This is a genomic window from Microbacterium sp. PRF11, assembly GCF_031844085.1.
Lineage (GTDB): Bacteria > Actinomycetota > Actinomycetes > Actinomycetales > Microbacteriaceae > Microbacterium.
On the sequence record NZ_JAUZUP010000001.1, the window covers coordinates 563,749 to 581,137 of the forward strand.

Here is a 17,389-nt window from a genome sequence, read left to right on the forward strand (position 1 = left end):
GAGTCAGACCCTACCCGCGTCGCCTCGGCCGACCTCTCAGGCGCGGCGACGTCGGCGCACTCCCCGGTCCGAGGAGAGGCCCGCGGCGGCGAGGAGCACGATGGCGACCAGGGCCGCAAGGAGCGCTCCGCCCAGGACACGGGCGGTCACCCGCGCGACCCGGCGCAGGGCACGTCGCCGGGTCGGGGTCACGGACGGGTCAGCCGCGCCCACAGCCGCACCCGCGCGCGCCTCGCGCCACCGCTCCCAGACGATCTCGGCGAGCCGCGGGTCGGCGCCGATCGGCTCCGAGGTGAGGTCGGCCTCGGCCTTCTCGATCACGCGTGAGAAGTGCCCGGGGGCGAGCACGTAGCTCGCCGCGACCGTGCGGTGCCCGGCCGCGCGCGCCGTGTGCACGGCATCCGGGATCCGCGGCTCGGACGCGGCGGCGTAGGCGGTCACGATGGGCGCGGTGATGCCCGCGTCGCGCATCATCTCGGCCGTGCGCTCGACGTCGACGACCGCGCCCGGTCGGGTGGAGCCGGCCGCGGCGAGCACGACCGTGTCGTCGGGGGCGGCGCCGGTCGCGCGGACACGATCGGCGAGGATCTCGGCGAGCACCGGGTGCGGTCCGAGCGCCGGGGCGAGGGGCAGACCGTCGGCCGCCTCCACGAGGTCGACCTCGGTGTGATACCCGGTCGACAGCAGCAGCGGCACGATCACGATGTCGGAGGTGCGCTCGCGCGCCGCGGCGACGACGTCGGTGACGTACGGCCCGTGCACGTCGACGTACGCCTCGTGCACCTCGACGCCGTCGGGGGCGGTCGCGCGCAGCACGTCGAGCAGCTCGCGCACGACGACCCGGCCCTCCTCGAACCGGGTGCCGTGGGCGCAGGCGATGAGTACAGCGGTCACGAGTCCTCCTCGTCGATCACGTCCAGGCGGTATCCGCGCTTGTAGACGGTGCGGATGAGATCGATGCCGCCCAGCGCATCCCGCGTGCGTGCCACCGCCACCTCGACGGCGTGCCCGCTGGCATCGGCGGTCGACAGCGCCGCGGTCAGGTCGGCGCGCGAGACGACGGCGCCGGGCTGGCGGGCGAGCGCCCGCAGGATCTCGACGCCCGTGCGCGGCAGGGCGGTAAAGACGCCGTCGAGCACGATCCCCGAGGACCGGATGCCGAGCCGCCCGGCCGTGGTCGGGATGAAGGTCGCGTCGACTCCGCCGTAGTGCGTCACGACGGCGCGCACGAGTGCACCGAGGCGGCCGCGGTCGGGCACGAGGGGGTCGATGCCGACGTCCTGCAGGGGCCCCGCGGTGATCGGTCCCACGGCGGCGACGAGGAGACGCCCGTCCCTCGCACGGGATGCCACGCCGGCGAGCGCGTCGGCGCGTTCCGCGGCGAGGACCCACTCACGTGCCGCGGGAGCCGAGGTGAACAGCACGGCATCGATCTCACCGCGGGCGACCTGGCGCGTGGAGGCGGCGACAACCTCCGGGTCGGGCGGCGGGCCCCACCGGTAGATCGTCAGACTCGTCACGCGCGCCCCGGCCGCCTCGAAGGCCTCGTCGAGGCCGTCGGCCCCGGATCCGTGGTGCTGCACGGCCACATGGAGGCCGTCGATGCCCTCGGCGACCAGGAAGTCGCGCAGCTCCGCCGACGTCTCGCTCTCGGCGACCCAGTCGGCCTCGAAACCGGCCTGCTGGATCGCTCCGCGCGCCTTCGGTCCGCGCGCGACGATCCGGGCGCGCTGCAGCACCGCGCTGAGCTCGTCGTGCAGTCCCGCTTCGTCGGCGGTCTCCATCCACCCGCGGAAGCCGACGCCGGTCGTGGCCACGACCACGTCGGGCGGATCGGCGACGAGACGGCCCGTGCTCGCGATAAGTTCCTCGTCGTCGACGTGGGGAATGATCGTCAGCGCCGGGGCGATGCGCACGCGGGCACCGTGACGCTCGAGCGCGGCCGACAGCTCCCCCGACCGGCGGTCGACGGGGAGCAGCACGGTGCATCCGAGGAGCACCGTGCTGATCGTCCGCGCGGGGGCTGTCACCCGATGCCCTCCCCGTGCGCCGCGACCGCGGCGGGAAGGAGCAGGTCGGCGCGGGCCACCTCGCCGAACACGAGGACGGCGGGGTTGGCGAGGCGGTGGGCCTCGGCATCCTGGATCGCCGCACCGAGGGTCGTGCGGATCGTGCGCTGGGCGGGGGTGTGGCCGTTCTCGACGAAGGCGACCGGTCGGGTGTCGGGGGCACCGGCCGCACAGGCGGCACCGACGAAGCGCGGCAGGGCGCTCACGCCCATCAGCGCGACCACCGTGGCGCTGTCGTCGCGCAGCGCCGCGAGGGTCGCCTCGCTCGGGACGTCCTGACCGTTCACAACGTGCAGGGTACCGGCCACACCGCGGTGCGTGACGGGAACGCCCGCCGCCGAGGGCACCGCGATGGCGCTGGAGATGCCCGGAACGACCTCGACCGGGATGCCGGCCGCCCGGCACGCGAGGACCTCTTCGCCGCCGCGACCGTAGACGAAGGGGTCTCCGCCCTTCAGCCGCACGACCCGCAGGCCCTTCGCGGCGCGGTCGACCAGAATCGCGTTGATCTCGTCCTGCGGCACGGGGTGGTGCTGCGGGCGTTTGCCGACGTCGATGAGTTCGACGTCGTCGCCGAGCTCGGCGAGGACGCCGGTGGGCCCGAGCCGGTCGTGCACGACGACGTCGGCCTCGGCGAGCAGCGCGCGGGCGCGCACCGTCAGGAGGTCGATCGGGCCGGGACCGCCGCCGACGAGCGCCACACTCCCCACGAGCGGGCGACGTCGGCGGCGGAGCGGAAGAGCGCCCTCAGTGAGGCGCTGGGCGATGGCGTCGCGCACGGCGACGGTGCGGCGCGGGTCGGCGCCGGCGGTCGAGACCACGCCGACCATGACGTCGCCGCTGGTGGTCTCGGCGGCCAGACGCGCGGTGCCCTTGCCCCCGTGTCCGGCGTTGACGCACCAGACCCGGCGGGCGTCGGCGGCCGCGACGACGGCCGCGTCGACGGATGCCGAGCCCGTGGCCGTGTGGCAGAACCAGGCATCGTCCAGATCGGTGGGCTCGAAGGCCCGGGCGTGCCACTCGATCGCACCTTCCGCGGCGAGCGCGGTCAGCTGCGCGGTCGCGACGGGGGCGATGAGCCGCACCCGGGCGCCGGCGGCCCGCAGCCGCGCGATGCGGCGTTCGGCGACGGAGCCGCCGCCGACGCAGACGACGAGGCGGTCGGAGAGGTCGAGGCCTGCGAGAGCGATCATCGGTGGTCTCCTTCGATGCGGACGAACACGTCGCCGTCGCGGACGCTCACGGGGTGCACGCGCACCGACAGCGGCTCTTTTCCCTGGGTGTCGAGGCACGCGCCGGTGCGCAGGTCGAACACCTGCTTGTACATCGGCGAGGCCACGGTCGGCACTCCCCCGCGGTCGCCGACGATGCCGCGCGACAGGATCGCGGCTCCACTGAACGGGTCGATCTGGTCGGTGGCGTAGAAGCGGCCGTCGTAGGTGCGGAACAGGGCGATCTGCCGGTCGCCGATGAGCGCCGCCGCCCCACGCTCCACGAGCAGGTCGTCGACGCGGCACACGCGGGTCCACCCGGGCGTCGCGGTGGTCGCGGCGTCGGGGGTCGTGGCATCCAGGATCGTCATGAGCGCACCGCCAGGGTCGTGCCGCCGATGAAGACCGCGCCCGAGGCGCGCTCCTCGTCGGTGGCGGGTCGGGCCTGGCCGCGCTCGGCGACATAGGCGAGCGAGGGGTCGGCGACCTCGGGGGCGTTGACGAAGCTCTGGAAGCGCTTGAGCTTCTCGGGGTCGGCGAGGGTCGCGGCCCACTCGTCCTCGTAGTTGTCGATGTGCGCGGCCATGGCGCGGTCGAGGTCTTCGGCGATGCCGAGCGTGTCGTCGAACACCACGCCCTTCAGCGCCTCGAGGCCGCCCTCGTAGTCCTCCACCCACGGAGCCGTGCGCTGCAGCCGGTCGGCGGTGCGGATGTAGAACATCAGGAAGCGGTCGATCGCCTGGAGCAGTCCGTCGTCGCTGAGCCCCTCGGCGAACAACACCGCGTGACGCGGGGTGAAGCCGCCGTTGCCGCCGACGTACATGTTCCAGCCGGCCTCGGTGGCGATGACGCCGACGTCTTTGCCGCGGGCCTCGGCGCACTCGCGCGCGCAGCCCGAGACGCCGAACTTGATCTTGTGCGGCGAGCGCAGGCCCCGGTAGCGCAGCTCGAGCTGCACGGCCATGCCGACCGAGTCCTGCACGCCGTATCGGCACCACGTCTGCCCGACGCACGACTTCACCGTGCGCAGCGACTTGCCGTAGGCGTGCCCCGACTCGAAGCCGGCATCGACGAGGCGGCGCCAGATGTCGGGGAGCTGCTCGAGCCGCGCGCCGAACATGTCGATGCGCTGGCCGCCGGTGATCTTCGTGTAGAGCCCGAAGTCACGCGCGACCTCGCCGATCACGACGAGCCCCTCGGGCGTGATCTCGCCGCCCGCGATGCGCGGGACGACGCTGTACGTGCCGTCGCGCTGGATGTTGGCCATGACGTGGTCGTTGGTGTCCTGCATCGTCGCGAGCTCGCCCTCGAGCACGTGGCCCGAGTAGAGGCTGGCCAGGATGCTCGCGAGCGCCGGCTTGCAGATGTCGCAGCCGCGGCCGGTGCCGAAGCGCTCGACGATCGACGTGAAGGTCTTGAGCTCCGAGATGCGGACGGCGTCGAAGAGCTGCGCGCGGGTGAAGGCGAAGTGCTCGCACAGGCCGTTCGAGACCTCCTTCCCGGATGCCGCGAGCTCGGTCGCCACGAGCTTCTTCACCAGCGTGAAGCACGAGCCGCACGCCGCCCCGGCCTTGGTGCATGCCTTGACCTCGGCGGCATCCGCGCACTGGTGTTCGGTGACGGCCTCGCGCACGGTCCCGGCGGTGACGCCGTTGCAGGAGCAGACGATGGCATCCCCCGGCAGATCGCCCTGCGGGGCGGGCGCGAGGTCGGACGGCATGAGGTACGCGGCGGGGTCGCCGCCGAGCGCTCGACCGACGAGCGGGCGCAGCGACGTGTACGCCGAAGCATCGCCGACCAGGATGCCGCCGAGCAGCGTCTGCGCGTCGTCGCTCAGCACGAGCTTCTTGTAGACACCCGAGATCGGATCGGCGTAGGTGACGTCGAGGGCGTTCGGCGTCTCGGCGAACGCGTCGCCGAAGCTCGCGACCTCGACGCCCGAGAGCTTGAGTTTCGCCGAGGTGTCGAAGCCGTCGAACGCGGCTTCGCCACCCAGCAGGCGGGTCGCTGCGACCTCGGCCATGGCGTAGCCCGGGGCGACGAGGCCGATGGCCTGGCCGTCGAAGCTCGCGACCTCGCCGATCGCGAGGATCGAGGGGTCGGACGTGTCGCAGCCCGCGTCGATCACAACGCCGCCGCGGGCGTCGACCGCGAGATCCGCGGTGCGGGCGAGCTCATCGCGGGGGCGCACGCCGACCGTGAACACGACGATGTCGACGGCCTCCCACGTGCCGTCGCGCAGCTCGAGTCCGCACACGGCGCCGGTCTTGTCGGCATCCACCCGGGTCGTCACCGACTGCGTACGCACCTCGATACCGCGCGCCTCGATGAGCCGCTGCAGCGCCTTCGCGCCGCCCAGGTCGAGCTGCGCCGACATGAGCCGCTCGTTCGACTGCAGCACGAAGGGCGAGACACCCTCGGCCTGCAGGGCACCCGCGGCCTCCAGGCCCAGGAGGCCGCCGCCGACGACCGCGCCGCGGAGGGGCCGGCCCAGCTGCGCCGAACGTTGAGCGATCCACGCGCGCATGCCGGCGACATCGTCGAGCGTGCGGTAGACGAAGCAGCCCCGGTGGTCGAAGCCGTCGAGCGCGAGGCGCGCGGCGTAGGAGCCGGTGGCGAGAACGAGACGGTCGTAGCCGTAGGTGGAGCCGGTCGCGGTGGTGACGGTGCGCGCCGCGCGGTCGATCTTGGTGACGCGGGCGTCGGTGCGCACCGACACGCGCTCGTGATCGAACACGGCGGGGTCGAGCGCGAGGTCGTCAGGGGTCTTGCCGCTGAAGATGCCCGTCAGCCCGACCCGGTCGTACGGTCCGCGCGACTCGTCACCGAGCACCGTGATGGACCAGCGGCCGTCGGTGTCGCGGCTGGTGAGGCTCTCGACGAAGCGGTGGGCCACCATGCCCGCGCCGACCACGACGACGGTGCCGGAGGACGCGGGGTGGAGCATGCCGTCACCGTACGCGGCGGACTTTGCCGAGGCGTCAGCGGCGTGTTTCGTTCCGGTTGCGGGGTTCGAGCGGGCCATGCCCCGACGCTAAGCAGCCGAGGTTTCCCCTGCCCTCGCCCCGGCGTTACCCCCGGCGAACGTTTCTCTCACGCGGCGGCGGGGTTCGTGTGAGGTTTGAGTCCCGGCATCCCCCGCCCCTCCGGGCGTGAGTCGCCAAAAAACGTCGCTTCGGCACCCCTCGAAGCGACACAATCTGGCGACTCGCGCGCGAGATGCGTCAGTCGACCGGCTCCAGCACGAACACCTCGATGCGGCGGTCGGTCTTCTTCTGGTACTCGTCGTAGTCGGGCCAGACGGCGGTCGCGTGGCCCCACCACTCCTCGCGTTCGGCGCCCTCGGCCTGGTGCGCGTCGTATTCCTTCTTCACGTCTCCGTCCTGAAGGGCGACGCGCGGGTTCTTCACGAGGTTGTAGAACCACGCGGGATGCTCGGGCGCACCCCCCTTGGATGCCACGACCGCGTACTTCCCGTCGTGTTCGACGCGCATGAGGGCGGTCTTGCGCAGACCCCCGGTTTTGGCGCCGACGGTGGTGAGGACGATGATGGGAACGCCCCGCAGCTCGGCGGACTCGCGGCCTCCCGAGGCCTCGAAGGTCTCGGCCTGCTGACGGGCCCACTCGCTGGTGCTGGGCAGATACTCTCCTGAGAGCGACATGTCTCCCACGATACGTCGGCGTCTTTCCCTCCGGTCTAGCCCCCTCCCCCTTTTTTCTGGAGCCTTCATGAGCGCTTCTGCTCCCGAGACCACTGCCGCCTCCGAACCGAAGAACGGCCTCGACCGCTTCTTCGAGATCACCGCCCGCGGCTCCACCGTCGGCGCTGAGATCCGCGGCGGGGTGGTCACCTTCGTGACCATGGCCTACATCGTCATCCTGAACCCGATCATCCTCTCCGGAACCCCCGACGTCGCCGACAACGCCCTCGGCTTCCCGCAGGTCGCCGCCGTGACCGCGCTCACCGCCGGCGTCATGACGATGCTCTTCGGCCTCGTCACCCGCCTGCCGTTCGCGTTCGCCGCCGGGCTCGGCATCAACTCGTTCCTCGCCGTCGGCATCGTCGGCGAGGTCACCTGGCCCGAGGCCATGGGTCTGGTCGTCATCAACGGCCTCATCATCGTGCTGCTGGCGGTCACGGGCCTGCGCCGCATGATCTTCGAAGCGGTCCCGCTCGCGCTCAAGACGGCCATCACCGTCGGCATCGGCCTCTTCATCGCCTTCATCGGTTTCGTCGACAGCGGCCTGGTCACCTCGACGGGGCTGAACTCTCCCCCGGTCGGTCTCGGCGTCGGCGGCTCGATCGCGACGATCCCCACGGCCCTCTTCGTGCTGACCCTCGTCATCACCGCCGTGCTGCTGGTGCGCAAGGTCAAGGCGGCGCTGCTGATCGGTCTGCTCTCCGGCACCGTCATCGCGGTGATCGTCGAGGCGGTCGCGGGCCTGGGCGCCAAGGCCGACGGCAATGCCGGCGGCTGGGGCCTCAGCGTGCCGACCCTGCCCGCGCAGTGGGTGAGCCTGCCCGACCTGTCGCTCGTCGGCCAGGTCGATCTGGCCGGTTCGTTCGGTCGCATCGGCGTGCTCGCCGCCCTCATGCTCGTCTTCACCCTCGTGTTCACCAACTTCTTCGACGCGATGGGCACGATGACCGGCCTCTCGCGTGAGGCCGGCCTGGCCGCGCCGGACGGCACGTTCCCGCGCCTGCGCTCGGCGCTGGTGATCGAGGGCATCGGCGCCGTCGCGGGTGGAGCGACCTCGTCGTCGTCGAACACCGTGTTCATCGAGTCGGGCTCCGGCATCGGCGAGGGCGCCCGCACGGGCCTCGCGAACGTCGTCACGGGTGGGCTGTTCCTGCTGGCGATGTTCTTCACGCCGCTGACGAGCATCGTGCCCACCGAGATCGCCGCGGCCGCGCTCGTGATCGTCGGCGCGCTGATGATGGCGCAGATCCGCCACATCGACCTCAGCGACCTGTCGGTGCTCATCCCGGTGTTCCTCACCGTGACCGTGATGCCCCTCACCTACTCGATCGCGAACGGCATCGGCGCGGGCTTCGTCAGCTGGGTGCTGATCCAGGCCCTGTCCGGCCGCGCCCGCCGCGTGAGCCCCCTGTTGTGGATCGTCGCCGCCGGCTTCGTGATCTTCTTCGCCCGCGGTCCGGTCGAGGCGCTGATCGGCTGAGCCCAGCCCGTTTCGGGGCCCGGATGCCATGGCATCCGGGCCCTGTTCCGTTTCGGCTCCGGCCAGTGCCGAAATCACACGATCCGCACGAGATCACACGCTCCGGCCGCGCAACAACGTGTGATCTCGGACCGATCGTGTGACCTCGCCCCACACCCGCGCCCGGCGCCTCGCGGCCGCACCGCGCGGCCGCCGCGCCGCCCCGCTCCGGCCCCGGTCCCGCTCCGGCTCCGGCTCCGGCTCCGGCTCCGGCTCCGGCTCCGGGCAGCGCCGAAACCACACGATCCGCATCAGATCACACGCTCCGGTCGCGCAACAACGTGTGATCTCGGACCGATCATGTGATTTCGCGCCGCGCTTGGCGCCCCTGCGGGAACGCGAAAGGGCCCGGATGCCATGGCATCCGGGCCCTCAGAGCGAAACGTCAGAGCGCTTCGATGATCTCGCGCATCAGGGCGGCGGTCTCGGACGGCGTCTTGCCGACCTTGACGCCGGCGGCCTCGAGGGCCTCCTTCTTCGCCTGGGCGGTACCGGCCGAACCGGAGACGATGGCGCCGGCGTGGCCCATGGTCTTGCCCTCGGGGGCGGTGAAGCCGGCGACGTAGCCGACGACCGGCTTGGTGACGTTGGCCTTGATGAAGTCGGCGGCGCGCTCCTCGGCGTCTCCGCCGATCTCGCCGATCATCACGATCGCCTTGGTCTCGGGGTCGGCCTCGAACGCCGCGAGGGCGTCGATGTGCGTGGTGCCGATGACCGGGTCGCCGCCGATGCCGATGGCGGTCGAGAAGCCGAGGTCACGGAGCTCGAACATCATCTGGTAGGTCAGGGTGCCCGACTTCGACACGAGACCGATCGGACCCTTGCCGGTGATGTTCGCGGGGGTGATGCCCACGAGCGCCTCGCCGGGCGTGATGATGCCGGGGCAGTTCGGGCCGATGATGCGGGTCTTCTCGCCCTTCGACTTCGCGTAGGCCCACGCCTCGGCGGTGTCGCCGACGGGCACGCCCTCGGTGATCACGACGAGGAGGGGGATCTCGGCGTCGATGGCCTCGACCATCGCGTCCTTCGTGAAGGCCGGGGGCACGAACGCGATCGACACGTCGGCGCCGGTCTCGCGGATGGCCTCCTCGACCGACGCGAAGACGGGGAGCTCGACGTCGTTGCCCGAGGCGTCCTTGTGCGACACGGTGGTTCCGGCCTTGCGGGCGTTCACGCCGCCCACGACCTGGGTCCCGGCCTTGAGCATGAGGGCGGTGTGCTTGGTGCCTTCGCCGCCGGTGATGCCCTGGACGATGACCTTGGAGTCCTTGTTGAGGTAGATCGACATGTTTCTGTCCCTATCCCTTACGCGTTGGCCAGTTCGGCGGCCTTGTCGGCGCCCTCGTCCATACCGGCGGCGAGGGTGACGAGCGGGTGGTTGGCGGCGGCGAGGATCTCGCGGCCCTCTTCGACCTGGTTGCCGTCGAGGCGCACGACGAGCGGCTTGGTCGCCGTGTCGCCGAGGATCTCGAGGGCCTTCACGATGCCCTCGGCCACCGCGACGCACGAGGTGATACCGCCGAAGACGTTGACGAAGACACTCTTGACCTGCTCGTCGCCGAGGATGACGTCGAGACCGGCGGCCATGACGGTCGCCGAGGCGCCGCCGCCGATGTCGAGGAAGTTGGCGGGCTTGACGCCGTTGTGCTTCTCACCGGCGTAGGCGACGACGTCGAGGGTCGACATGACCAGACCCGCGCCGTTGCCGATGATGCCGACCTGGCCGTCGAGCTTGACGTAGTTGAGGTCGTGCTGCTTGGCCTTGGCCTCGAGCGGGTCTGCGGCGTCCTTGTCTTCGAGCGCCTCGTGCTCGGGGTGGCGGAAGCCGGCGTTCTCGTCGAGCGAGACTTTGCCGTCGAGGGCGATGATGTCGCCGTCCTCGCTCTGGATGAGCGGGTTCACCTCGACGAGGGTGGCGTCCTCGCCCTTGTAGACGTTGAAGAGCTTCACGAAGACGTCGGCCACCTTGGGGGCCAGCTCGTCGTCGAACTTCGCGGCCTTGGCGATCTCGAGGGCCTTCTCGGGCGTGATGCCCTCGAGCGGGTCGACCTCGACGCGCGCGAGCGCCTCGGGACGCTCGACGGCGAGCTCCTCGATCTCCATGCCGCCCTCGACGCTCGAGAGCGAGAGGTAGGAGCGGTTGGCGCGGTCGAGCAGCACCGAGAAGTAGAACTCCTTGGCGATGCGAGCGCCGGCGGCGACCATGACGCGCTTGACGACGTGGCCCTTGATGTCGAGACCGAGGATGGCCTGCGCCGCCTCGAACGCCTCGTCGGGGGTCTTGGCGACCTTCACGCCGCCGGCCTTGCCGCGACCTCCGGTCTTGACCTGAGCCTTGACGACGACGACTCCACCGAGCTTCTCTGCGGCCGCCTTCGCCTCCTCAGGGGTGTCGGCGATGATGCCGGCGAGCACCGGCACCTCGTACTTCTCGAACAGATCACGTGCCTGGTACTCGTAGAGATCCACGGACAATCCTTCGCTGGGCGATCGGTGGTGGGAGGAGGCGAACTCTCTCGATATCAAGAGATCTTCGCCAATCGACCACCCTACCCGACGGGGCTGGACGGCCCCGCCCCTTGCCCCTTCGAACGGAGGGGGTGGATGCCGCCGCCTGAGGCGTCGACTGGATGCCGGGGCTGCGGCCGACGTGCCCATAGTCTGTCGACGACCCCCGACATCCGCCCCTCCGGAGCTCCTCATGCCGTCCGCCGTCACCCTCATCCGCTCGTCCGCCCTGTCCGATGCCGCGGAGTACGCGTACGCCGCCACCGCCACCGCGAACGCCCGCCTGATCTTCCTCGCGGGCTCATGCCCCTTGAACGATGACGGGTCGACCGCCGGCGTCGGCGACTACGCGGCGCAGGCTGCGAGATGCGTCGAAACGATGACGGGAGCCCTGCGAGCGGCGGGCGCGGAGATGACCGACGTGATCAGCACGCGCGTGCTCGTGGCATCCACTCGCCAGGCCGACCTCGTCACCGCGTGGGAAGTCGTGCGCGACGCCTTCGGCGACCACGATGTGCCGAGCACGCTGATGGGCGTCACCGTTCTCGGCTACGACGACCAGCTGGTCGAGATCGAGGCGGTCGCCGCGGTCGTCGACTGATCGCGGCTCAGATCCACCCCCGCTCGCGCGCGTGGATCGTCGCCTGCTGACGGCTGGCGAGCCCGAGCTTGCCGAGCACCGACGACACGTGGTTGCGCACGGTCCCGGCCGAGAGGTGCAGCGCGGAGGCGATCTCGGCGACCGTCTCGCCCCGCGCGCCGGCGCGCAGCACGTCGAGCTCCCGGTCGGTGAGGGGGCTGCGCTCATCGCTCAGCGCGTCGGCCGCGATCTCGGGGTCGACGTACCGCCGCCCTGCGGCGACCTCGCGGATCACGGCCGCGACGTCGTCCGCTGGCCGCGACTTGGGGAGGAACCCGTCGACGCCGGCGCCGAGAGCGCGGCGCAGCACGCCGGGTCGCGCGTGCCGCGTGACGATCACGCACCGCGAGGGCACGCTGCGCAGGATCTTCGCGGCGGTGTCGACGCCGTCGAGCCCGGGCATCTCGAGGTCGAGCAGGCACACGTCGGGTGTCAGTCGCTGCGCCTCGGCCACGGCGCTCTCGCCGTCGCGGCACTCGGCGACGACCTCGAGGTCGTCCTCCAACCGCAGCAGGGCGGCGAGCGCCGTGCGGATCATGTCCTCGTCGTCGGCGATGAGTACGCGGATCATTCCGTCACCTCCTCGGGCACGCGAACGGTGAGCCGGAAACGGTCGCCGAGGCGGGTGGCATCCATGGTTCCTCGGATCGCTCCGACGCGGTCGGCGATCCCCGACAGCCCCGCCCCGTCGCCCACCGGAGACGCGGCGGCGCGTGCGTCGTTCTCGACGACGAGCACCCACGACCCCTGATGCCGGGCGAGGGAGAGGGATGCCGCGACCCCGCCGCCGTGCTTGAGCACGTTCGTCGTGGACTCGCGCACGACCGGACCCAGCACGTCGGCCGGTGCGCGGCCGGCTTCGTCGTCGACGAGGAGGTCGACGGTCAGACCCGCGGCGCGGAGCAGGTCGGCGGCGTTGGCGAGCTCGTCGGGGAGGGGCACACCGCGGAACCGTGCGGCGAGGTCGCGCGTTCCGCGTCGCGCCTCGTCGACGCTCGCGCGAGCGGCGCGCACCTGTTCGACGGCGGCATCCGGATCGCGCCCCATCATCTTCTCGGCGAGCTCGAGCTGCAGTGCGATCACCTGCAGGTGGTGGCCCTGCAGGTCGTGCAGGTCGCCGGCGAGACGCAGGCGCTCCTGGGCGGCGGCGAGGCGCCCCTCGGCGCGGCGGGCGCGGTCGAGCTCGCGCACGATGTCCCACCACCACAGCGAGGTCGCCGACAGCGGCGGCAGCATCGCGATGAAGAGCGCGAGGCCGAAGATCGCGGCGACGTATCCGCCGGGGTTGAGCCGGGTGGCATCCACGATCCAGGCCGCGACGATCACGACGATCAGCAGCATCACCAGGCGCAACCGGATGCCGGCACGCCAGCGCACCAGACAGAGCGCCTGGGCGGCGAGCGCGACGGCGAGCAGCAGCGACCCCACGGCGGCTCCGGCGACGGCGCCCGAGACCACCCCGGCCGCCACCAGCGGCCAGATCGGTCGCGAGACGGCGGCGTCGACGTCGTCGTCGAGCGGTTCGAGCCGGTACCGGATGAGCAGCAGCACCGCGGATGCCGTGGCCCCGACCGCTCCGACCAGGTACAGCGCGATCGCGAGAGGCGTGCCGTCGATCACCACCGCGATCGCCCAGATGACCAGCCCGAACACCTGCAGCGACAGGACCGAGACGACGGTGTACCACCAGGTGGCGCGCACGTCGCGGGCGTACGTGGTGGTCGGGGTGGGGGTGCTCACCCCGGCCATCGTACGGCCGTGACATTCGTCACGGGTGGCCGCTCCCGCCGCTGTGGAGAACCGTGGCGTAGACGAGCATGTCGCAGCGCTGATCGCCGATGGTCACGTAACTGCGCAGCAGCCCCTCGCGTTCGTACCCGGCCCGTTCCGCGGTGCGGATCGACGCCGCGTTCCACGGCTCGATGAACAGCGCCACGCGATGAAGCCCCGGCACGGTCGCGGCGAACGCCGTCAGCGCGGCGAGCGCGTCGGCCGCGTAGCCGTGGCCGCGGGCGGAGGGGGCGACCACGTACCCGGCGGTGGCCCGGCCCTGACCGAGCTCGGTGAGCCAGAGACCGCAGTGCCCGACGGCGTCGCCGGTGGCCTCATCCGCCATTGCGAATGAGAAGCCGACGCCTTCGTCGCGTCGGGCGCTCTGGCGGTCGATCCAGGCCCGCGCGTGCGCGCCGTCGGCATCCGCCTGCAGCGTCCCGGTCTGGGCGATGTAGGGGTCGGTCGAGAGCTCGCGCACCATGTCGAGGTCGCGGAGCCCGACCTCGCGCAGGACGATCGCCCCGTGTGCGGGGGGCGTGGCGGGCCAGGGCGGGAGGGGGCGCGGCATGGGTCCATCCTGCCCCGCGACCCGCCGCGACGCGTCTCTTCTCAGCGTCCGGCGTCGCCGCCTCGGTGATGGTCAGGGAGGTCGCCCGGGGCGCGGTCCCAGTACTCGCTCGTCTCGGTCGAACGGCCGGGGCCAGCGGCATCCATCGACCGGGGCGGCGTCCACCCGTAGGCCGCCGACTGCGCGGCACCGGCGCCCATCACGGGTCCGAGGGCGGATCGCAGGGCGTCTTTGCGCCGGTCGGCGCGACGACGGAAGAGGGCGACCGAAAGGCGAATCAGGATGCCGAGACCGATGACGACCCAGAACAGGTACTCGAGTCCGGCGAAGGCGGTGGGCATCTCGTGTCCTCCTTCCGCCGCAACCGTTGCGGGGTCGCGACGCTACCCGGTCGACGCCCGGAACGACAGCACCCGGCCCGTAATTCACCCGCCGTGACATTCGTCACGGGTCGACGCGCGCATCCTCCCGCGCGGTCGTGACACGGCGACACTGCCGAAGAGAGGGCGGCCTCGATGGGATGGAATCACCGCGGAACACCCCGCGGCCCGATCCCCGGAGGCAACAATGTCGAACCCCATCTCGGACCTCATCCTCGGTTTCCAGGGCCTCGTCGCCGACGTGCCCGATCTGGTGCAACCGCTCATCGTCGCCCTCGCCGGGGCCGTGCCCTTCATCGAGGGCGAGGGTGCCGCCGCGATCGGCATCATCGGCGGCATCCATCCCGCCGTCGCCGCGATCGCCGGGGCGGTGGGCAACCTCGTCTGCGTCGCGGTCGTCGTGCTCGTCGCCTCGCGCGTGCGGACCGCGGTCACCACCCGCCGCGGCGCCCCCGAGAAGGCGATGTCCGCCCGGCGCCAGAAGTTCGAGCGGGCCTACCACCGCTACGGGACGCCCGGGGTGAGCCTGCTCGGACCCCTGCTGCTGCCGACCCAGTTCACCGCCGCGGCGCTCACCTCCACGGGAGTCTCGCCGGCACGCGTCATCGCGTGGCAGGCCGCCGCGATCGCCCTGTGGACGACGGTGATCACGCTCATCATCGCCGGTGTCATCCGCTTCGCGGCGTGACCGGCGCCCTTCCCCGCACCCCGTCGTCCTGTCAACGCCCGCTCGCCCCCGACCCGGATCGACCTACGGTGCCGCCATGTCTGTGACTCGACTGTGGCTCGTCCGGCACGGGGAGAGCGAGGGGAACGTCGCCGCCTCTCGCGCGGAACGCGACGGCTCACCCGTGATCGCCCTCGATATCCGCGACGCCGACGTCGAGCTCTCGCCCACCGGCCGGGAGCAGGCCGCGGCGCTGGGCACCTGGCTCCGCTCGGTCGAGGGATCCGTCGACGAGTACTGGGTGTCGCCCTACCGTCGCGCCCTGCAGACCCTCGCGATCGCGCTCGACGACGCGCGGACGGCATCCGGTGCGCTGGTCGACGAGCGCCTCCGCGACCGGGAGCTCGGCATCCTGGATTTGCTCACCTGGAAGGGTGTGGAGGAGCTTCACCCCGAGGAGGCGGCGCGGCGCCGCCACCTGGGGAAGTACTACCACCGACCTCCCGGCGGGGAGTCGTGGGCCGATGTCGCCCTGCGGCTGCGCTCGTTCCTCGGCGAGGCGTTGAACCGCCCCGCATCGACCGTGGTGGTCGTCGCGCACGACGCGGTGGTCATGCTGATCCTCTCGGTGCTGCTCCCCCTCGACGAGGCGAAGCTGATGGCGTTCGCCGCGAGCCACACCGTGCGCAACGCCTCGGTCACCGAGCTCGTGCGCGACGACGACGGCTGGCGTCTCGTGACGTTCTCGTCGGTCGACCACCTCGAGAGCGAGGGCGCCGACGTCACCGTGCACTCCGGAGAAGACGATGCCTGAACAGGTCACCCTCGACCTGCTGCGCGCGTGGGGCCTGCCCGACGCCGGCGGCTCGAAGAAGTCCCGCGGCCAGGTCGTGGTCGTGGGCGGTTCGCCCCGCTCCCCCGGCGCCGTGCTGCTGTCGTCCGAAGCGGCGCTGCGCGTCGGCGCGGGTCGCGTCGGCATCGCCGCCCCCGCCGCGATCGCCCCGCACCTCGGACCGGCGATGCCCGAGGCCGGCGTCTACGACCTCCCCGCCGGGTCCGGCCCCCTCGACGACGCCCTGCGTTCCGCCCTCGAATCGGCGGATGCCGTGCTCCTGGGTCCCGGCTTCGACGACCCGGATGCCACCCGCGCGGCACTGCGATCCGTCGCCGATGCCGAGATCGGCCGGCTCGTCCTCGACGCTTTCGCGCTCGGCATCCTGCCCGCGTTCGAGCGCGACCTCCTCCCCGCCGACCTGCTGCTGAACGCCAACGAGGAGGAGGCGGAGCTGCTGCTGGAGCGCGACCTGAACGAGGACCGCGCGGCCGACGTCGCCGAGATCGCGCGCCGTTACGCGGCGGTGGTGCACTGCTTCGGCACGGTCGCCCACCCCGACGGCCGCGTCTGGCAGGCCGAACCGGGCGGTTCGGGCCTCGGCACCGCGGGCAGCGGCGACGTGCTGTCGGGCGCCATCACGGGCTTCGCGGCCCTCGGCATGGATGCCGAACGCGCGGCCGTGTGGGGCGGATGGACGCACGCGCGCGCCGGCGACCGCCTCACCGATCGGGTCGGGGTGGGGTTCCTCGCGCGGGATCTGCTGCCGGAACTGACCGCGGTCGTGCACGAGAGCTGAAGGCGCGGAGGCGCTCCGCCGTCTCGCGCGGCGCAGTGAAGTGCGCGAGGTGGCGGTGCCCCTCGATCACCGCGATCTCTGCGTTCGTGGTGCGCGCGGCGAGGCGCTGCAGCCACTCCTGCGAGGCGATCGGGTCGTTCGAGCCGCGGGTAAGGAGGAGGGGTACGGCGAGCTCTGCCACCCGGTCCTCGATCGGGTACCGCAACATGTGGCGGGCCTGTCGGGCATACCAGACCGGCCCGCAGCGCAGGTAGTCGCTGACGACGATGCCGTTCAGCCGCGGCGGTTCGAGGGCGGAGTCCCGCGCGAGCAGCGCGGCCTGGGTGAGAGCCCCGCGTCGTCGGTCGTCGACCACGGCCCCCAGCGCCACGACCGCCCGCGTGAGATCGGGGCGTTGCAGAGCCAGCTCGACCACCCACTGCGAGCCCATCGACTGCCCGACCAGCACGGCCTCCCGCACCCCCAACCCGTCGAGCACGCCGGCGAGAGCGCCGGCCATCTCTCGGATGCCAGGTGACCGGCCGGGCGTCGGCACCCCGCCAAAGCCGGGCAGGTCGATCGTGTGCACCTCGGCATCCGTCGCCAGCTCGTCGTGCAGGCGCCGGAAGTAGCGGTGCGACATCCCGATCCCGTGGACGAGCACGTAGACGGTCGCCCCCGGCCGCCGGGTCGAGAAGGAACGGAACGAGAGGTTGCTCACGGAGTGGTGCCGGGTCGTCACG

General features: G+C 71.9%; 18 protein-coding genes. 5 read left to right on the forward strand and 13 right to left on the reverse strand.

From position 1 onward, the window contains the following. Window positions 1-36: 36 nt before the first annotated feature. The 6 genes from Q9R20_RS02620 to Q9R20_RS02645 form a co-directional block, all read right to left on the reverse strand. A complete protein-coding gene (locus Q9R20_RS02620; RefSeq protein ID WP_311247875.1) occupies window positions 37-894 on the reverse strand; it encodes a CbiX/SirB N-terminal domain-containing protein in 858 nt (285 codons plus the stop codon). Beyond that, a complete protein-coding gene (locus tag Q9R20_RS02625) occupies window positions 891-2,030 on the reverse strand; it encodes a uroporphyrinogen-III synthase (RefSeq protein ID WP_311247876.1) in 1,140 nt (379 codons plus the stop codon). Before Q9R20_RS02625 ends, Q9R20_RS02620 begins: the two co-directional genes overlap by 4 nt. Further along, window positions 2,027-3,262, reverse strand: a complete 1,236-nt coding sequence (gene cobA / locus Q9R20_RS02630) for a uroporphyrinogen-III C-methyltransferase (RefSeq protein ID WP_311247877.1) — start codon at window positions 3,260-3,262, stop codon at window positions 2,027-2,029. Before cobA ends, Q9R20_RS02625 begins: the two co-directional genes overlap by 4 nt. Next, window positions 3,259-3,651 carry a nitrite reductase small subunit NirD gene (gene nirD, locus Q9R20_RS02635; protein ID WP_295839286.1) on the reverse strand — a complete coding sequence of 131 codons (393 nt, stop codon included), beginning with the start codon at window positions 3,649-3,651 and terminating at the stop codon, window positions 3,259-3,261. The genes cobA and nirD overlap by 4 nt, the downstream gene beginning before the upstream one ends. Beyond that, window positions 3,648-6,227, reverse strand: a complete 2,580-nt coding sequence (gene nirB, locus Q9R20_RS02640; protein WP_311248394.1) for a nitrite reductase large subunit NirB — start codon at window positions 6,225-6,227, stop codon at window positions 3,648-3,650. Before nirB ends, nirD begins: the two co-directional genes overlap by 4 nt. Before the next feature lie 277 nt (window positions 6,228-6,504). After that, window positions 6,505-6,942, reverse strand: a complete 438-nt coding sequence (locus Q9R20_RS02645) for a nitroreductase family deazaflavin-dependent oxidoreductase (protein WP_311247878.1) — start codon at window positions 6,940-6,942, stop codon at window positions 6,505-6,507. Between the two features lie 67 nt (window positions 6,943-7,009). Between Q9R20_RS02645 and Q9R20_RS02650 the strand changes: the two genes are divergently transcribed. Next, on the forward strand, window positions 7,010-8,461 hold the full coding sequence (locus Q9R20_RS02650; RefSeq protein WP_311247879.1) for an NCS2 family permease: 1,452 nt from the start codon (window positions 7,010-7,012) through the stop codon (window positions 8,459-8,461). Window positions 8,462-8,885: 424 nt separating this feature from the next. On the opposite strand, the gene sucD is transcribed toward Q9R20_RS02650, so the two are convergent. After that, the gene (gene sucD, locus Q9R20_RS02655; protein WP_311247880.1) at window positions 8,886-9,788 is read right to left on the reverse strand and encodes a succinate--CoA ligase subunit alpha; all 903 of its coding nucleotides are present in this window, start codon (window positions 9,786-9,788) and stop codon (window positions 8,886-8,888) included. A 17-nt stretch (window positions 9,789-9,805) separates the two neighbouring features. Continuing rightward, window positions 9,806-10,969 (reverse strand): ADP-forming succinate--CoA ligase subunit beta, encoded by a 1,164-nt coding sequence (sucC, locus tag Q9R20_RS02660; RefSeq protein ID WP_311247881.1) that lies wholly within the window; start codon window positions 10,967-10,969, stop codon window positions 9,806-9,808. A 232-nt stretch (window positions 10,970-11,201) separates the two neighbouring features. Between sucC and Q9R20_RS02665 the strand changes: the two genes are divergently transcribed. Further along, window positions 11,202-11,609: a Rid family hydrolase gene (locus Q9R20_RS02665; protein ID WP_311247882.1), complete on the forward strand. Its 408-nt coding sequence runs from the start codon at window positions 11,202-11,204 to the stop codon at window positions 11,607-11,609. Between the two features lie 7 nt (window positions 11,610-11,616). On the opposite strand, the gene Q9R20_RS02670 is transcribed toward Q9R20_RS02665, so the two are convergent. Genes Q9R20_RS02670 through Q9R20_RS02685 form a run of 4 tightly spaced genes read right to left on the reverse strand, consistent with a single transcriptional unit; the run spans window position 11,617 to window position 14,330 of the window. Next, window positions 11,617-12,219 (reverse strand): response regulator transcription factor, encoded by a 603-nt coding sequence (locus tag Q9R20_RS02670; RefSeq protein ID WP_311247883.1) that lies wholly within the window; start codon window positions 12,217-12,219, stop codon window positions 11,617-11,619. Then, window positions 12,216-13,388: a histidine kinase gene (locus tag Q9R20_RS02675; protein ID WP_311247884.1), complete on the reverse strand. Its 1,173-nt coding sequence runs from the start codon at window positions 13,386-13,388 to the stop codon at window positions 12,216-12,218. Before Q9R20_RS02675 ends, Q9R20_RS02670 begins: the two co-directional genes overlap by 4 nt. Before the next feature lie 28 nt (window positions 13,389-13,416). Beyond that, complete coding sequence (locus Q9R20_RS02680; protein WP_311247885.1) at window positions 13,417-13,989, reverse strand: GNAT family protein; 573 nt, start codon at window positions 13,987-13,989, stop codon at window positions 13,417-13,419. A 41-nt stretch (window positions 13,990-14,030) separates the two neighbouring features. Then, window positions 14,031-14,330 (reverse strand): hypothetical protein, encoded by a 300-nt coding sequence (locus Q9R20_RS02685; protein WP_295835223.1) that lies wholly within the window; start codon window positions 14,328-14,330, stop codon window positions 14,031-14,033. 226 nt (window positions 14,331-14,556) lie between these two features. On the opposite strand from Q9R20_RS02685, the gene Q9R20_RS02690 reads away from it, so the two are divergent. The 3 genes from Q9R20_RS02690 (at window position 14,557) to Q9R20_RS02700 (ending at window position 16,667) form a co-directional block, all read left to right on the forward strand. Continuing rightward, window positions 14,557-15,057, forward strand: a complete 501-nt coding sequence (locus Q9R20_RS02690) for a small multidrug efflux protein (RefSeq protein WP_311247886.1) — start codon at window positions 14,557-14,559, stop codon at window positions 15,055-15,057. Window positions 15,058-15,133: 76 nt separating this feature from the next. After that, window positions 15,134-15,850 carry a histidine phosphatase family protein gene (locus Q9R20_RS02695; RefSeq protein WP_311247887.1) on the forward strand — a complete coding sequence of 239 codons (717 nt, stop codon included), beginning with the start codon at window positions 15,134-15,136 and terminating at the stop codon, window positions 15,848-15,850. After that, entirely contained in the window at window positions 15,843-16,667 is an 825-nt protein-coding gene (locus tag Q9R20_RS02700) for an ADP/ATP-dependent (S)-NAD(P)H-hydrate dehydratase (protein ID WP_311247888.1), read from the forward strand. Before Q9R20_RS02695 ends, Q9R20_RS02700 begins: the two co-directional genes overlap by 8 nt. Here the strand turns inward: Q9R20_RS02700 and Q9R20_RS02705 are convergent. Beyond that, window positions 16,591-17,388, reverse strand: a complete 798-nt coding sequence (locus Q9R20_RS02705) for an alpha/beta hydrolase (protein WP_311247889.1) — start codon at window positions 17,386-17,388, stop codon at window positions 16,591-16,593. The genes Q9R20_RS02700 and Q9R20_RS02705 overlap by 77 nt on opposite strands. Window position 17,389 lies beyond the last annotated feature (1 nt).

Coding starts and splice junctions, on each gene's coding strand:
- cobA (WP_311247877.1), bottom strand. CDS start 3,262: ATGATCGCTCTCGCAGGCCTCGACCTCTCCGACCGCCTCGTCGTCTGC.
- nirD (WP_295839286.1), bottom strand. CDS start 3,651: ATGACGATCCTGGATGCCACGACCCCCGACGCCGCGACCACCGCGACG.
- nirB (WP_311248394.1), bottom strand. CDS start 6,227: ATGCTCCACCCCGCGTCCTCCGGCACCGTCGTCGTGGTCGGCGCGGGC.
- Q9R20_RS02645 (WP_311247878.1), bottom strand. CDS start 6,942: ATGTCGCTCTCAGGAGAGTATCTGCCCAGCACCAGCGAGTGGGCCCGT.
- Q9R20_RS02650 (WP_311247879.1), top strand. CDS start 7,010: ATGAGCGCTTCTGCTCCCGAGACCACTGCCGCCTCCGAACCGAAGAAC.
- sucD (WP_311247880.1), bottom strand. CDS start 9,788: ATGTCGATCTACCTCAACAAGGACTCCAAGGTCATCGTCCAGGGCATC.
- Q9R20_RS02665 (WP_311247882.1), top strand. CDS start 11,202: ATGCCGTCCGCCGTCACCCTCATCCGCTCGTCCGCCCTGTCCGATGCC.
- Q9R20_RS02670 (WP_311247883.1), bottom strand. CDS start 12,219: ATGATCCGCGTACTCATCGCCGACGACGAGGACATGATCCGCACGGCG.
- Q9R20_RS02680 (WP_311247885.1), bottom strand. CDS start 13,989: ATGCCGCGCCCCCTCCCGCCCTGGCCCGCCACGCCCCCCGCACACGGG.
- Q9R20_RS02685 (WP_295835223.1), bottom strand. CDS start 14,330: ATGCCCACCGCCTTCGCCGGACTCGAGTACCTGTTCTGGGTCGTCATC.
- Q9R20_RS02690 (WP_311247886.1), top strand. CDS start 14,557: ATGTCGAACCCCATCTCGGACCTCATCCTCGGTTTCCAGGGCCTCGTC.
- Q9R20_RS02695 (WP_311247887.1), top strand. CDS start 15,134: ATGTCTGTGACTCGACTGTGGCTCGTCCGGCACGGGGAGAGCGAGGGG.
- Q9R20_RS02700 (WP_311247888.1), top strand. CDS start 15,843: ATGCCTGAACAGGTCACCCTCGACCTGCTGCGCGCGTGGGGCCTGCCC.